The organism is Methylobacterium sp. PvP105 (genome assembly GCF_017876975.1).
Taxonomy (GTDB): Bacteria; Pseudomonadota; Alphaproteobacteria; order Rhizobiales; family Beijerinckiaceae; genus Methylobacterium; species Methylobacterium radiotolerans.
The window spans coordinates 736188-749662 of record NZ_JAGIPA010000001.1; the positions used below are offsets into that span (position 1 = coordinate 736188).

16 protein-coding genes and 1 pseudogene are annotated in these 13475 nt (G+C 71.4%); 9 read left to right on the forward strand and 8 right to left on the reverse strand.

What is annotated here, in order from left to right; all coding sequences use genetic code 11:
* Nucleotides 1-17: 17 nt before the first annotated feature.
* The 5 genes from fba to gap form a co-directional block, all read right to left on the reverse strand.
* Entirely contained in the window at nucleotides 18-1088 is a 1071-nt protein-coding gene (fba, locus tag J3A75_RS03585; protein WP_012317181.1) for a class II fructose-bisphosphate aldolase, read from the reverse strand.
* Nucleotides 1089-1255: 167 nt separating this feature from the next.
* Complete coding sequence (locus J3A75_RS03590) at nucleotides 1256-1558, reverse strand: hypothetical protein (protein ID WP_182177406.1); 303 nt, start codon at nucleotides 1556-1558, stop codon at nucleotides 1256-1258.
* 10 nt (nucleotides 1559-1568) lie between these two features.
* Complete coding sequence (locus tag J3A75_RS03595; RefSeq protein ID WP_070998285.1) at nucleotides 1569-2771, reverse strand: phosphoglycerate kinase; 1203 nt, start codon at nucleotides 2769-2771, stop codon at nucleotides 1569-1571.
* 34 nt (nucleotides 2772-2805) lie between these two features.
* On the reverse strand, nucleotides 2806-3291 hold the full coding sequence (locus J3A75_RS03600) for a hypothetical protein (protein WP_070998287.1): 486 nt from the start codon (nucleotides 3289-3291) through the stop codon (nucleotides 2806-2808).
* An 89-nt stretch (nucleotides 3292-3380) separates the two neighbouring features.
* Entirely contained in the window at nucleotides 3381-4385 is a 1005-nt protein-coding gene (gap, locus tag J3A75_RS03605; protein WP_012317185.1) for a type I glyceraldehyde-3-phosphate dehydrogenase, read from the reverse strand.
* Nucleotides 4386-4835: 450 nt separating this feature from the next.
* On the opposite strand from gap, the gene J3A75_RS03610 reads away from it, so the two are divergent.
* Nucleotides 4836-5120, forward strand: a complete 285-nt coding sequence (locus J3A75_RS03610; RefSeq protein ID WP_024827845.1) for a DUF4164 family protein — start codon at nucleotides 4836-4838, stop codon at nucleotides 5118-5120.
* Between the two features lie 42 nt (nucleotides 5121-5162).
* Nucleotides 5163-5534, forward strand: coding sequence for a cell division protein ZapA (locus tag J3A75_RS03615; protein ID WP_043072929.1), 372 nt, complete (start codon nucleotides 5163-5165; stop codon nucleotides 5532-5534).
* A 72-nt stretch (nucleotides 5535-5606) separates the two neighbouring features.
* Here J3A75_RS03615 and J3A75_RS03620 read toward each other — a convergent pair whose 3' ends face one another.
* Nucleotides 5607-6041 carry a winged helix-turn-helix transcriptional regulator gene (locus J3A75_RS03620; RefSeq protein WP_043072930.1) on the reverse strand — a complete coding sequence of 145 codons (435 nt, stop codon included), beginning with the start codon at nucleotides 6039-6041 and terminating at the stop codon, nucleotides 5607-5609.
* Between the two features lie 74 nt (nucleotides 6042-6115).
* Between J3A75_RS03620 and J3A75_RS03625 the strand changes: the two genes are divergently transcribed.
* Nucleotides 6116-7000, forward strand: a complete 885-nt coding sequence (locus J3A75_RS03625; protein WP_070998288.1) for an NmrA family NAD(P)-binding protein — start codon at nucleotides 6116-6118, stop codon at nucleotides 6998-7000.
* 25 nt (nucleotides 7001-7025) lie between these two features.
* Here the strand turns inward: J3A75_RS03625 and J3A75_RS03630 are convergent, their stop codons facing one another.
* Together J3A75_RS03630 and J3A75_RS03635 are read right to left on the reverse strand one after the other, a co-directional pair.
* A complete protein-coding gene (locus J3A75_RS03630) occupies nucleotides 7026-7694 on the reverse strand; it encodes a GntR family transcriptional regulator (protein ID WP_058607544.1) in 669 nt (222 codons plus the stop codon).
* Nucleotides 7695-7817: 123 nt separating this feature from the next.
* A pseudogene (locus tag J3A75_RS03635) lies at nucleotides 7818-8084 on the reverse strand (malonate transporter subunit MadM); the annotation flags it as partial.
* Between the two features lie 163 nt (nucleotides 8085-8247).
* Here J3A75_RS03635 and mdcA point away from each other — a divergent pair.
* Genes mdcA through J3A75_RS03665 form a run of 6 tightly spaced genes read left to right on the forward strand, consistent with a single transcriptional unit; the run spans nucleotide 8248 to nucleotide 13452 of the window.
* Nucleotides 8248-9894, forward strand: a complete 1647-nt coding sequence (gene mdcA, locus J3A75_RS03640; protein WP_070998291.1) for a malonate decarboxylase subunit alpha — start codon at nucleotides 8248-8250, stop codon at nucleotides 9892-9894.
* Nucleotides 9895-9933: 39 nt separating this feature from the next.
* A complete protein-coding gene (gene mdcC / locus J3A75_RS03645; protein WP_012317192.1) occupies nucleotides 9934-10242 on the forward strand; it encodes a malonate decarboxylase acyl carrier protein in 309 nt (102 codons plus the stop codon).
* Nucleotides 10243-10244: 2 nt separating this feature from the next.
* Entirely contained in the window at nucleotides 10245-11174 is a 930-nt protein-coding gene (locus tag J3A75_RS03650; protein WP_012317193.1) for a biotin-independent malonate decarboxylase subunit beta, read from the forward strand.
* Nucleotides 11161-11877 (forward strand): biotin-independent malonate decarboxylase subunit gamma, encoded by a 717-nt coding sequence (gene mdcE, locus J3A75_RS03655; protein WP_024827837.1) that lies wholly within the window; start codon nucleotides 11161-11163, stop codon nucleotides 11875-11877. The genes J3A75_RS03650 and mdcE overlap by 14 nt, the downstream gene beginning before the upstream one ends.
* Nucleotides 11870-12529, forward strand: coding sequence for a malonate decarboxylase holo-[acyl-carrier-protein] synthase (gene mdcG / locus J3A75_RS03660; RefSeq protein WP_012317195.1), 660 nt, complete (start codon nucleotides 11870-11872; stop codon nucleotides 12527-12529). The genes mdcE and mdcG overlap by 8 nt, the downstream gene beginning before the upstream one ends.
* Nucleotides 12526-13452, forward strand: coding sequence for an acyltransferase domain-containing protein (locus J3A75_RS03665; protein WP_053620458.1), 927 nt, complete (start codon nucleotides 12526-12528; stop codon nucleotides 13450-13452). Before mdcG ends, J3A75_RS03665 begins: the two co-directional genes overlap by 4 nt.
* The last annotated feature ends 23 nt before the right edge of the window (nucleotides 13453-13475 follow it).

A 13475-nucleotide genomic window follows, 5' to 3' on the forward strand; every position in this document is an offset into this window, starting at 1 on the left:
AACCGGCAACCCGCGCCCTACTGCGGCCCGATCTTCGGGTCGAGGGCGCCGCTGGCGTAGCGCTTGGCCATCTCGGCGACGGAGATCGGGCGGATCTTCGAGCCCTTGCCGGCGGTGTTGAACTCCTCGAAGCGCTGCTTGCAGAGCTTCGTCATCGCCTCCATGGCGGGCTTGAGGTACTTGCGCGGGTCGAACTCGGACGGGTTCTCGGTGAGCACCTTCCGGATCTGGCCGGTCATCGCCATGCGATTGTCGGTGTCGATGTTGATCTTGCGCACGCCGTGCTTGATGCCGCGCTGGATCTCCTCGACCGGGACGCCCCAGGTCGGCTTCATCTGGCCGCCGTACTGGTTGATGATGTCCTGCAGGTCCTGCGGCACCGACGACGAGCCGTGCATGACGAGGTGGGTCGTCGGCAGGCGGCGGTGGATCTCCTCGATCACGTTCATCGCCAGCACCTCGCCGTCGGGCTTGCGGGTGAACTTGTAGGCGCCGTGGCTCGTGCCCATGGCGACGGCCAGCGCGTCCACCTTCGTGGCCTCGACGAACTTCACCGCTTCGTCCGGGTCGGTCAGGAGCTGGTCGTGGCTGAGGGTGCCCTCGGCGCCGTGGCCGTCCTCGGCCTCGCCCTGGCCGCTCTCCAACGAGCCGAGCACGCCCAGCTCGCCCTCGACCGAGACACCGGCCCAGTGGGCCATCTTGGTGACGTTGCGGGTGATCTCGACGTTGTAGGTGTAGTCGGCCGGGGTCTTGCCGTCGGCCTTCAGCGAGCCGTCCATCATCACGGAGGTGAAGCCGTACTGGATGGCGGTGGCGCAGGTGGCTTCGTTGTTGCCGTGGTCGAGATGCATGCAGACCGGAATGTGCGGGTAGATCTCGACGAGGCCGTCGATCAGCTTGGCCAGCACGACGTCGTTGGCGTAGGCCCGGGCGCCGCGGCTCGCCTGGAGGATCACCGGTGAGTCGGTGGCGTCGGCGGCCGCCATGATAGCGAGCCCCTGCTCCATGTTGTTCAGGTTGAAGGCGGGCACGCCGTACTCGTACTCAGCGGCGTGATCGAGGAGCTGCCGGAGGGTGATGCGTGCCATCGTGCGTGTCTTCCCGTTTCCCGTTTCGTCGTCCGCCGGATCGCCGGGGGTATCAAGAAACCCTCAGCTGCGCTGTATCGTGTCGCTCTGCCGGGTGCCTCGCTTTCGGTCAATCTCCGGCAGGGCGCAGGACATTCTTTCGGCGGATGATCCTCACCCGATCCGGCTCACCGGTGCCACGACGCGTTCCTCGCCCTCGCTGACTCGCGCGACGAAGTCACGGCCGTAACCCGCGATATCGCGCGCATCCCGGCCGCGTTCCGGTCGTCCTCGCGCATGCCCAGATCGAGGCGGTCGATCCGCCCGTCGAGGCGCGTCACCGTCTCGGTCCGCAGATGCGCCAGGCTCGCCTGGACGCCCTTCGGGATCTCGAAGGCTGCGGTCTCCACGTGGTCACCCATGGCCTCGGCCCCCCGGCCGACGACGGCCGGCCATGTAGATAGGGTCGTGTCGCAGGGAGAGGAGAGCAAGGCGGCCCTCTCAGCCTTTCGCCCGCAGCGCCTCGACGCCCGGGAGGGCCTTGCCTTCCAGCCACTCGAGGAAGGCGCCGCCGGCGGTCGAGACGTAGGTGAAGTCCTGCCCCGCGCCGGCATGGTTGAGCGCGGCCACGGTGTCGCCGCCGCCCGCGACCGAGACGAGCTGGCCGTCCTTCGTCCGCGCGGCCGCGTGCTTGGCGGCGGCCACGGTCGCGGCGTCGAACGGGGCGAGCTCGAAGGCGCCCAGCGGGCCGTTCCACACCAGGGTCTTGGCCCCGTCGATGGCGGCGTTGATCTCGGCGACCGAGCGCGGACCGGCATCGAGAATCATGCTGGCGTCCGGCACGGCGTCCACCGGCACGGTCTCGTGGGGGGCCTGCGCCTTGAACTCGCTCGCGGCGACCGCGTCGACCGGCAGGATGATCCGGCAGCCGGCCTTCTCGGCCGCCGCCAGGATCCGCGTGGCGGTCTCGGCGAGATCCTTCTCGCAGAGGGACTTGCCCACCGCCTTCCCCTGCGCGTGCAGGAAGGTGTTGGCCATGCCGCCGCCGATCACCAGCATGTCGACCTTGGCGACGAGGTTCTCCAGGAGATCGATCTTGGACGAGACCTTGGCCCCTCCGACCAGCGCGATCACCGGGCGCTGGGGCGATTCCAGGCCCTTGGTTAGCGCATCGAGCTCGGCCTGCATCTCGCGGCCTGCATAGGCCGGCAAGCGGTGGGCCAGACCCTCGGTGGAGGCGTGCGCGCGGTGGGCCGCCGAGAAGGCCTCGTTGACGTAGACGTCGCCGTTCGCCGCCAGGGCGTCCGCGAAGGCCGCGTCGTTCTTCTCCTCACCCGCGTGGTAGCGGGTGTTCTCGAGGAGGAGGACGTCGCCGTCCTTGAGGGCCGCCACCGCCTGCGCGGCGGCGTCGCCGACGCAGTCAGCCGCGAAGGCGACATCGCGTCCGAGGGCCGCGCCGAGGGCGGGAACCACTGGCTCGAGCGAATCCTTCGGCTCGCGCTTGCCCTTCGGTCGACCGAAATGGGCGAGCAGGATCACCTTGGCGCCCTGCTCGGCAACCTCGCGGATCGTCGGTGCGACGCGCTCGATGCGGGTCGCGTCGGTCACGCGCCCGCTCTCCATGGGCACGTTCAGGTCGACGCGCATGAGGACCCGCTTGCCCTTGAGGGAGCCGGCATCGTCGAGGGTGCGGAAGGCGCTCATGCGGTCTGGTGCGGTCCTGTGCGAGGCGGGGCGGTTACTGCGCGGTGGTGCCGATGGTGGCCCGCTGCGGCAGCAGACGGTCGAGGTTGAGCCGCTGGACGGCCACCATCAGGACCACGGTCAGGATGGCGGTAATCACGGCGGTGAGGACGAGGGCGCCGGTCCCGGGCAGGCGCCGGGTGCGCTCGGCGAGACCGCGCATCTCCGTCCGGAGCGCCGCGAGGTCGGATTGCCGCGCGGATTCGTTCATCCGGTTCGCGGCGTTCTCGACCTTGTCCTCGACCCGCGACAGGAGCGCCTCGGAGCGGGCGTACTTGTCCTCGATGCGCGAGCACTTGTCCTCGATCCGCGCGAGCTGATCGAAGAGCTGGTTGGCCGGGAGCGTGTGGGACGGGACCGCGGAGGTGGCGGGTGCGGCGGTCGGTGCCACGGCGGGTGCGTTGGGCGGCGGCGGAGCCGGCCTGGGGGCGGGCGGCACGGCTGCCGGCCCGCTCGACGTGCCCTGCGAAGCGTCGGTCATCCCTGGAGAGTCCCTGGTTCGAAGATAGGCCGTCCGAAGAGACGTGCGGCCGCCGGCCTCTCAGGAGGCGGCGACCGCTGCAGTCCAGCTCAGATGAGCTTGGCCATGGCGACGGCCGTGTCGGCCATGCGGTTCGAGAAGCCCCACTCGTTGTCGTACCAGGTCAGGATGCGCACCAGAACGCCGTCCATGACCTTGGTCTGGTCGAGGTGGAAGGTCGACGAATGCGGGTCGTGGTTGAAGTCGATCGAGACGTTCGGCCGGTCGGTGACGCCGAGGACGCCCTTCAGCGGACCGGAAGCGGCGGCCTTGATCGCGTCGTTGATCTCCTGGACCGTGGTCGCGCGCTTGGCCGTGAAGACGAGATCCACCGCCGAGACGTTCGGGGTCGGCACGCGGATCGCGGTGCCGTCGAGCTTGCCCTTGAGCTCCGGAAGCACGAGGCCGACGGCCTTCGCGGCGCCGGTCGAGGTCGGGATCATCGAGAGCGCCGCGGCGCGGGCCCGGTAGAGATCCTTGTGCATCTGGTCCAGCGACGGCTGGTCGTTGGTGTAGGAATGGATCGTGGTCATGAAGCCGCGCTCGATGCCGACGGCCTCGTCCAGCACCTTCGCCACCGGGGCGAGGCAGTTCGTGGTGCAGGAGGCGTTCGACACGACGTGGTGCTCGCCCGTGAGCTTGTCGTGATTCACGCCGTAGACCACCGTCAGGTCGGCGCCGTCGGCCGGGGCCGAGACGAGGACGCGCTTGGCGCCGGCGTCGAGATGGGCCTTCGCCTTGTCCTTCGAGGTGAAGATGCCGGTGCACTCGAGCGCGATGTCGACGCCGAGGTCGCGGTGCGGCAGCTCGGCCGGGTTGCGAACGGCCGTGACCTTGATGCGCTTGCCGTTCACCACCAGGAACTCGCCGTCGACCGCGACCTCGCCGGGGAAGCGGCCATGCACGGAATCGTAGCGGAGCAGGTGGGCGTTGGTCTCCACCGGGCCGAGATCGTTGATCGCCACGACCTCGATGTCGCTGCGGCCGGCTTCCGCGATCGCCCGCAGGACGTTGCGGCCGATGCGTCCGAATCCGTTGATGGCAACCTTCGTCACGGCGTGACTCCTTCCTGATGCGGCTCGCCGCGCGCCGGACCTCGGGAGCGGTCCGCGAAGCGGTCTCGGCGGCCCGCCATACCGTCCGGGCCGGGCCGGACGGGATCTGGGCGGGCGGGTTTGAACCTGCGATGAACCGGACCGGGAGAGGCCGGGCTTCGACGCCCGTGACCGTCGGATCGGACGGTGCTGGCTGAGGCCTCGGAACTGTCGCGGACCGGCCCTCCGGCATGTCTCGCGCGGTCCCTCTCGGGATCGCGCGGCTGTCTAGCATGGAGCCTCGACCTGTCAAACGCGTCGCTGTGACAAAGACCTTCGATCCACCGACCAATAAACAGGGATTGCCAGGATCCATTCGGTCAGCGGGCGGATCGGGGATCGAACGCGATTTCGCGCTGGAATTCCGCCTGCATTCGACCGAAAGCTTCGCGTCGGGGTAGACGAAGAACCATGGCCGACGAGACCGAGACCCTTTCCATCGACGACGCGCTCAGCCGGCTCGAAGCGGCGATCACCCGCCTCGACGCCGTCGTCCAGCACCGCCTCGAGACCGACGCGCAGCCCGACGACCGGGACGCGGAGCTCGCCCTGATGGACGAGGATCGAGCCCGGCTGGCCGCCGCCCTCGACGCGGCGAGCGCCCGCCTCGCCGCGGTCTCGGCGACGACCGGGGAGGTCGGGCACCGGCTCGACCGGGCCATCGAGACCGTTCAGGATGTGCTCGGACGCGCCTGACCCCACCGCCCACGCCTGTCGGAGCGACCAGCGGAGCCATCCTTGCCGCAGATCAACGTGACCATCGACGGCCGCAGCTACCGCATGGCCTGCGGCGAGGGCGAGGAGGCGCATCTGACGGGTCTCGCCGCCACCCTGGACGGGCGCATCGCCGAGATGCGCAAGAGCTTCGGCGAGATCGGCGACATGCGCCTGCAGGTCATGGCGGCGCTGACCATCGCCGACGAGCTCGCGGAGCTGCGGTCGCGGATCGCGACGCTGGAAGGCAACGTCGCGGAACTGCGCGCCGCCGCCGAGACCGCGGAGCGGGGGCGGACGGAAGATGCCCAGCGCGCGGCGTTCGGGATCGGTCGGGCGGCCGAGCATATCGGGCGGCTCGCCGACGCCCTCGGCGCGTCGGCGCCGCGGGCCTGATCCGCGGCGCCCGGACGTGCCTCACGAGGACCGACGTCCCCATAAATCAGAGACAGGCCGTGAGCGCCTGTCCTAGGAAGGCGCGGCATCGAACCGGGTCCGCGCCGCCTGGATCGCGCCGTGGCTCTCCTCGGCCCATCGGACGAGGCGCGCCAGCGGCTCGAGCAGGGCGCCCCCGAGGTCCGTGAGCCGGTACTCGACGCTGGGCGGCTTCGTCGGGAACACCGTCCGCGCCACGAACCCGTCCCGCTCGAGATCCCGGAGCGTCTGCGTCAGCATCCGCTTGGAGATGTCGGGCAGCGTGCGGAGCAGGGCGCTGAACCGGAGCGGCCCGTCGGCCAGGGCGATCAGGAGTAGCATCGACCACTTGTCGCCCACCCGATCCAGCACGTCCCGGACCGGGCACGCCGCCGGATCGAGGGTGCCGGCCTGCCACACCGCGTACTTGGCCGCCAGCTCGGCGCGGGCGGGCGGCAGCGCGGTCTCCTTCGCGTAACCTGGTCCCAAAATCCTGCCTCCTTCACCGCCCAAGTGGTCTCATCTAGTGACCATGTCCCGAGATTGAACCATGGGAGACAGGCATGACGCAGACCGATTATCCGAGCTACTTCGTGACCGGCGCCACGGGCCAGCTCGGCCGACAGGTCATCGCGGCGCTCCTGGAGCGCATCCCGGCCGGCGCGGTGGTGGCCGGCGCGCGGGACATCGAGGGCGAGTCGGCTCGCAGCCTGCGAAGCCTGGGCGTCGCGGTCCGCCGGGCCGACTACGCCGATCCGACGAGTCTGGACGCGGCGTTCCAGGGCATCCAGCGCCTCCTGCTGATCTCGTCGAGCGAGATCGGCCGGCGCGTGGCGCAGCATCGCAACGTCATCGACAGTGCCGGACGGACCGGTGTCGGTCTGATCGCCTACACGAGCGTCCTGCACGCCGACACGTCGGCCCTCGCCCTGGCCGAGGAGCATCGCCAGACCGAGCGGCTGCTCGCGGATTCCGGCGTGCCGTTCGTCGTGTTGCGCAACGGCTGGTACACGGAGAACTACGCCGCCGGCATCGCGCCGGCGCTCGCCCACGGCGCCGTCCTCGGCTGCGCGGGCGACGGGCGGATCGCCTCGGCCGCGCGGGTCGATTACGCGGCGGCGGCGGCGGCTGTTCTCACCGCCGAGGGGCAGGGCGGCCGCATCTACGAGCTGGCGGGCGACGAGTCCTACACGCTGACCGAGTTCGCGGCGGCGATCGCCGCCGCGGCAGGCAGACCGGTCGCGTACCGCGATCTGCCGCAGGCGGAGTACCGGGCGGCGCTCGTGGCCGCCGGGATACCGTCAGACTTCGCCGCGCTGCTCGCCGACTCGGACGCGGCCGCGGCCCGCGGCGCGCTAGACGACGACACGCGTCAGCTGAGCGCGCTGATTGGCAGGCCGACGACGCCCTACAGGTCCACGGTGCACGACGCCGTCGCGCGCCTCTGAATCCCGTGCGCGACTGTCCGCATCGTCACTCCGTCTCGGCGATGTAGCGCCCCAGCGCCGCCGCGGCCCGGAGCATGTGCGCGCGCATGCGCCGGGCGGCCGTCTCGCCGTCGCCCTCGGCGATCGCCGACAGGATCTCGCCGTGCTCCTCCCGCGAGCGGCGGATCCGGTCGGCATGGCGGAGCTGCGTGCGCCGGAACGCGGCCAGCCGCTCGCGGATCGCCAGGGCCTGCTCGGCCATGAAGCCGTTATGGGTCGCCGTGTAGAGCGCCTCGTGGAAGGCACGGTTGAATCGGTCGTAGGCGTCGACGTCGCCCGCCTCGACCGCCTGGGCGGACTCCTCGTGGAGCTCCATCAGCTCCCCGCGCTCGAGGGGCGTCATCCGGTAGGTCGCGAGTCGAGCGCACATCGCCTCGATCTCGGCGGTCGTCTCGAACATGTCGGCGATCCGCTGCGGCGTCAGGCGCGCCACCACCACGCCCCGGCGGGGCCGGATCTCCACGAGCCCGGAGGCGGCGAGCTGGCGTAACGCCTCCCGGACGGGCGTGCGCGACGCGCCGTAGCGATCGGCCAGGTTCTGCTCGTCGAGGGCCGTGCCGGCCGCGATCGTCCCCGACGCGATGGCGTCGGTGAGGGCGTCGCGGATCCGGTCCGAGAGCAGCCCGCTGTCGATCTTCCGGAAGTCTCCGTGCATCCGCCGTTCCTCGATCGTCCCTTCAGCGACGCCTGCCAGTCCTCGGGAAGACGATGAGGAACAATACCCTAATCCGCGCGCGCGCGCCCGCAATTCGACCGGGCGCACCGGGAGACCGCCGCTTCAGTCGACCAAAGCCCGGACCGTGAGGAACAGGATCGACGGTCCGACGAGGCAGCCGATGCCGGTGTGGAACGTCGCCGTCAGCGTGCCGTAGGGAACGAGCTTCGGATCGGTCGCGGCCAGGCCACCATACGCCATGGCCGAGCGCGGGTTGTCGATGCCGATCAGCCGGGCCACTCAGGGGCGTCCCGACATCACCATGATCGCTTCGGTCACGCCGGTGGCGATGGACAGCGCCATCACGGTGTAATCCGCGTCGACGCGTGCGTCGGGGAGCGTTTCTTTCCCGGATCGGCCTTTGAGCTGTCGCGGAAGGTATGCAAGAGGTTGGCAGAACAGCAATTCCGTATACGAAACTGTCAATGGCACGGGTTTTAAAATACCGAATTGAAGGCTATGTAAAGTCCGGTACACCGATTGGAGCACGCGGATGGGCGACTGGCGCGGTGAGAGGCAGGCACGCGACGCGCGGATCGCGGCCGGGCGCGCCCACGCGGACGGCAAGGTCGTGCCGGCCGCGGCCGTGGTCGACCTGCTGGAGGCGATCCTGCGGCCCGGCGACCGCGTCTGCCTCGAGGGCGACAACCAGAAGCAGGCCGACTGCCTCGCCCGCGGCCTGAGCGCCTGCGATCCCGCCAAGATCCACGACCTGCACATGGTCCAGTCGGGAATCGTTCTGCCCGAGCACCTCGACGTGTTCGAGACCGGGATCGCCAAGCGGCTCGACTACTCGTACTCGGGCCCGCAGGGCGCCCGCATCGCCAAGATGCTCTACGGCGGCCAGATCGAGCTCGGGGCGGTCCATACCTACCTCGAGCTGTTCGCCCGCTATTTCGTCGACCTGACGCCCAACGTGGCGCTGATCGCCGGCGTCTCGGCCGACCGGAACGGCAACCTGTTTACGGGGCCGAACACCGAGGACACGCCGACCGTCGTGGAGGCGACCGCCTTCAAGAACGGCGTCGTGGTCGCGCAGGTCAACGAGATCGTCGACACGGTCCCGCGGGTCGACATCCCGGGCGACCGGATCGACTTCGTGGTCGAGGCCGACAAGCCCTTCTACGTGGAGCCGCTCTTCACCCGCGACCCGGCGGCGATGACCGAGACGCAGATCCTGATCGCCATGATGGCGATCAAGGGGATCTACGCCGAGTACGGCATCAGGCGGCTCAACCACGGCATCGGGTTCGGCACGGCGGCGATCGAGCTGCTGCTGCCGACCTACGGCGAGAAGCTCGGCCTCAAGGGGAAGATCGCCACCCACTGGGCGCTCAACCCGCACCCGACCCTCATCCCGGCGATCGAGTCGGGCTGGGTCAAGCAGGTCCACTGCTTCGGCTCCGAGGTCGGGATGGATCGCTACATCCGCGAGCGGCCCGACGTCTTCTTCACCGGCGCCGACGGGAGCCTGCGCTCGAACCGGGCGTTCTGCCAGACGGCCGGCCTCTACGCCTGCGACATGTTCATCGGCGCGACGCTCCAGATCGACCTGATGGGCCATTCCTCGACCATCACCCAGTCGCGGGTGGCGGGCTTCGGGGGCGCGCCCAACATGGGCTCGGACCCGCACGGCCGCCGCCACCCCTCCGATGCCTGGATGAAGGCCGGTCGCGAGGGCCAGATCGTCGGCGATCCGGCGCTGATGCGCGGGCGCAAGCTCGTGGTGCAGCTGGTCGAGACCTTCGGGGACAAGCTGGTCCCGACCTTCGTGGAGAAGCTCGACGCTCTCGAACTGGCGAAGAAGATCGGACTCGAGCTCGCACCGGTGATGATCTACGCCGACGATGTCACCCACATCGTCACCGAGGAGGGCATCGCCAACCTGCTGCTCTGCCGGGACGCCGACGAGCGCGAGCAGGCGATCCGGGGCGTTGCGGGCTACACCGGGGTCGGTCGCGGCCGCGACCGCGCGAAGGTCGAGGAACTGCGCGCCCGCGGCGTCATCCGCCGCCCGGAGGATCTCGGCATCGAGCCGCTCGACGCCGACCGCGCGCTGCTCGCCGCGAAGTCGATCAAGGATCTCGTGCACTGGTCGGGCGGCCTCTACGAGCCGCCGGCCCGGTTCCGGAACTGGTGAGCGTCGCGCGATGACGGATCCGCACGCGAGGAGACGGCGATGGAATCCCTGACCTTCCGCCACACCACCGAGAAGCCGCTCTCCGGCTCGGCGCCGAGCGCAATCACCGGCGTCGTGGCGTCCGGCAACCTCGAGATCCTGCTCGAGCGGGTCCTGCCGCCGGATACCTGCGAGGTGGCCATCGAGACCCCGATCGCCGGGTACGGCGGCGTCTGGGAGGCGGTGGTGGCCGATTTCGTTGCCCGGGCGCAGCCGGGCGGCCTCCGCATCAGCATCAACGACGGCGGCGCCCGCCCTGACACCGTGTCGCTGCGCCTGCTCCAGGGCGCGCGGCTGATGGAGGCCTGACCATGGCTGGCGACCGCGCCGCGCGCCCCGATCCGGACGCCCTGAGCTGGTACGAGGCCACCGCCCGCCAGCGCGTGCTGGCGCTCACCGATCCGGGAAGCTTCCGCGAGTTCCTGCCGCCGACGGAGCGGCGGATGAGCCCGCACCTGCCGCTCTTCGATCTGCCCCGCGCCTTCGACGACGGCATCGTGGTCGGCCGCGCGCGCCTGGACGGCGAGCCGGTCCTGATAGCCGCCCAGGAGGGCCGGTTCATGGGAGGCGCCTTCGGCGAGGTGCACGGGGGCAAGCTCGTCGGCCTGCTCCGGGCGGCCCTGGAGCTGAGGCCGAAGGCGGTCCTGATCCTGTTCGACACCGGCGGCGTCCGCCTGCAGGAGGCCAATGCCGGCGAGACGGCCATCGCCGAGACCATGCGGGCCATCGTCGAGGCCCGCGCGGCCGGCATCCCCGTCGTCGGGCTGATCGGCGGCCGGGCCGGCTGCTACGGTGGCGGCGGTCTGATCGCCGGCACCTGCTCGCGGCTCGCCGTGTCGGAAGGCGGGCGGATCTCGGTGTCCGGCCCAGAGGTGATCGAGACCAACAAGGGCGCCGAAGAGTTCGATTCCCGCGACCGCGCCCTGGTCTGGCGGACCATGGGCGGCAAGCACCGCCGCCTGATCGGCGGCGCCGACGCCTTCTGCGCCGACACGGTCTCGGCCTTCCGCGCGGCCGCCCGCGACCTCGTCGGCCGCGCCCCGCCCTTCGACCTGGACACCCTGGAAGCCGAGCAGGCGCGCCTGGAGGCCCGCATCGAGCGGTTCGGCGACTGTCGCGACGCGACCGATGTCTGGGCGCGCCTCGGCGTGAACGATCCCGAGGCCGTGCCCGCGATGGACACGGCCGCCTTCGACGAGACCGTGGCCCGGAGTCCGGAGGCCGACCATGACGCTCGCTGAGATCCTCGCCTCCCTGTTCCCGCAGGGTCACGCGGTGGCGGTGCGCGACGGTCTCGTGTCCGGCACCGGTCCGTTCGCGGGCGGCCGGATGCACGTGGTCGGCGTCGACGGCGACACGCCGCTGGGCACCGACGGGGCACTGGTCCTGTCGCGGGCCGTGCTCGACGCCGTGCGGTCCGGCGACCGCGCGCCGATCCTCGTGACTGTGGATTCCGACAGTCAGCGCATGAGCCGCCGCGACGAGCTGCTTGGCCTCAACGAGTGCCTCGCGCACCTCGCCAAGGCGCTGCTCCTGGCGGACCGGTCGGGCCATCCGACGATCGGGCTGATCTACGGCCACTCGGCCGCCGGCGCCTTCATCGCGACGGCCCTTGCGACGCGGGTCCTCGCGGCACTGCCCGGGGCGAATCCGAGCGTGATGGACCTGCCGTCCGTCGCCCGGGTGACCAAGCTGCCCCTCGAGAAGCTGCAGGACATGGCGAAGACGACGCCGGTCTTCGCGCCCGGCCTCGACAACATGGTCGCGACGGGCGCCGTCCACGTGGTCCTGGACCCGGACCAGCCCCTCGAGGGCCAGATCCGCGGGGCGATCGACACGATGCAGGCGCAGGACATCCGCGACCGTCTGGGCGCCGAGCGCGGCGGCCGCCCGGTCGCCCGCGCCGTCGCGGCGGCCGTCGCCGACCAGGCCCGCCTTGGCTGAGCCTTTCCGACGCCACGACCTCGTCCGGGCCGACCCGGCGGCCTGGGCGGCGTGGCGCGTTGGCCGGCCCGATCTCAGCGCCGTCCCGCATCTGGAGCACTGGGCCGCTTCGGGCCGACCGCTGATCGTCCGCCGCCGCATCCCCGGGGAGACCGGCGACGCGGTGCCGCTCGGCCTGCCGCTGCCGCCCGCGGACGGCAAGCGGCGGATCGGGCTCGCCCTGCCGGCATCCGCGCTGTCGCCGGCGCCGGTGGTGAGCCTCGCCGAGGCCGCCGCCCACGCGCCGGTGCCCTGGAGCGCGACCCTCGACGCGCTGACGGAGCTCGGCCGACGGCACGGCCTCGCGCCGCGGCCCTTCGGCAGCCTCCTGTGGCAGGCGGTCACGGGCCTCACCTACCTCAGCGCCACCTCCGACCTCGACCTGCTCTGGCCGTGCCGACCTCCGGTGCCGGTCGGCCTGCTCGACGGCATCGCCGCGGTGGCGGAGGCGGCGCCGATGGGCATCGACGGGGAGATCCTGCTGCCGGACGGCGCGGGTCTGCACTGGCGCGAGCTGCGCGCGGCGCCCGAGGACGGCTCGGTGCTCGCCAAGAGCCTGGAGCGGCTGCTCCTGCGGCCGGTCGCGGGCCTGCGGGGCCCGGGCCCCGCATGACCCTCGCGATCCTCCTTCCGGGCCAGGGTGGCCAGCACCCGGCGATGTTCGACCTGACGGCCGATCATCCGGCGGCCCAGGACGCGTTCGCGGCCGCCAGGCCGCTCCTCGGCGGCGCCGACCCGCGCGACCTGGCCCGAGCGGGCGGCGACAACCTGCACGCGAATCGGACCGGCCAGATCCTGTGCTGCGTCGCCGCCCTGACGGCGTGGCGGGCGCTGGAGGAGGCGGCGCCGGACCGGTCGATCGTGGCCGGCTACAGCATCGGCGATCTCGCGGCCTGGGGCGTCGCCGGACGGCTCGATCCCGCCGACGTGCTCGCCCTGGCGGCCCGACGGGCGGAGGCCATGGACGCCGCTTCCGGCACGGGGTTCGGGCTTGCGGGGATCCGCGGCCTGAGCCTCGACGCGCTCACGGATCTCGCGGACCGCCACGGCTGCCACCTCGCCATCCGCAACGCGGCCGACAGCGGTGTCGTCGGCGGTCCGCGCGCGACGCTGGAGACGCTGTGCCGGGAGGCGACCGGCTCGGGCGCCCAGAGGGCGGTGGTCCTGCCCGTCCACACGCCGTCGCACACGCCGCTGCTCCACGCCGCGACGGCGGCCTTCCGGGACGCGCTCGCCGCAGTGCCGCCGCGTCGGCCGCCGCTCCGCGCGCCGCGGCTGGTCAGCGGGCTGGACGGGAGCACGGTGTTCCGCGACGCCGACGGCCGCGAGAATCTGGCGCTCCAGATCTCGCGCACGATCGACTGGGCCGCCTGCCTCGACGCATGCCGCGAGTACGGCGCGGACCGCGTGCTCGAACTCGGGCCAGGCCACGCCCTCGCCACGATGGCCCGGGCCACCCTCCCGGCGGCGCGCGTTCACGCCATCGAGGAATTCCGCTCGCTGGGCGGCGTGGCGGACTGGCTCGCGCGACCTTAGCGGCGCCGCACAGATGCCGCACA

Coding starts and splice junctions, on each gene's coding strand:
- fba (WP_012317181.1), bottom strand. CDS start 1,088: ATGGCACGCATCACCCTCCGGCAGCTCCTCGATCACGCCGCTGAGTAC.
- J3A75_RS03595 (WP_070998285.1), bottom strand. CDS start 2,771: ATGAGCGCCTTCCGCACCCTCGACGATGCCGGCTCCCTCAAGGGCAAG.
- J3A75_RS03600 (WP_070998287.1), bottom strand. CDS start 3,291: ATGACCGACGCTTCGCAGGGCACGTCGAGCGGGCCGGCAGCCGTGCCG.
- J3A75_RS03610 (WP_024827845.1), top strand. CDS start 4,836: ATGGCCGACGAGACCGAGACCCTTTCCATCGACGACGCGCTCAGCCGG.
- J3A75_RS03625 (WP_070998288.1), top strand. CDS start 6,116: ATGACGCAGACCGATTATCCGAGCTACTTCGTGACCGGCGCCACGGGC.
- J3A75_RS03630 (WP_058607544.1), bottom strand. CDS start 7,694: ATGCACGGAGACTTCCGGAAGATCGACAGCGGGCTGCTCTCGGACCGG.
- mdcA (WP_070998291.1), top strand. CDS start 8,248: ATGGGCGACTGGCGCGGTGAGAGGCAGGCACGCGACGCGCGGATCGCG.
- mdcC (WP_012317192.1), top strand. CDS start 9,934: ATGGAATCCCTGACCTTCCGCCACACCACCGAGAAGCCGCTCTCCGGC.
- J3A75_RS03650 (WP_012317193.1), top strand. CDS start 10,245: ATGGCTGGCGACCGCGCCGCGCGCCCCGATCCGGACGCCCTGAGCTGG.
- mdcE (WP_024827837.1), top strand. CDS start 11,161: ATGACGCTCGCTGAGATCCTCGCCTCCCTGTTCCCGCAGGGTCACGCG.
- J3A75_RS03665 (WP_053620458.1), top strand. CDS start 12,526: ATGACCCTCGCGATCCTCCTTCCGGGCCAGGGTGGCCAGCACCCGGCG.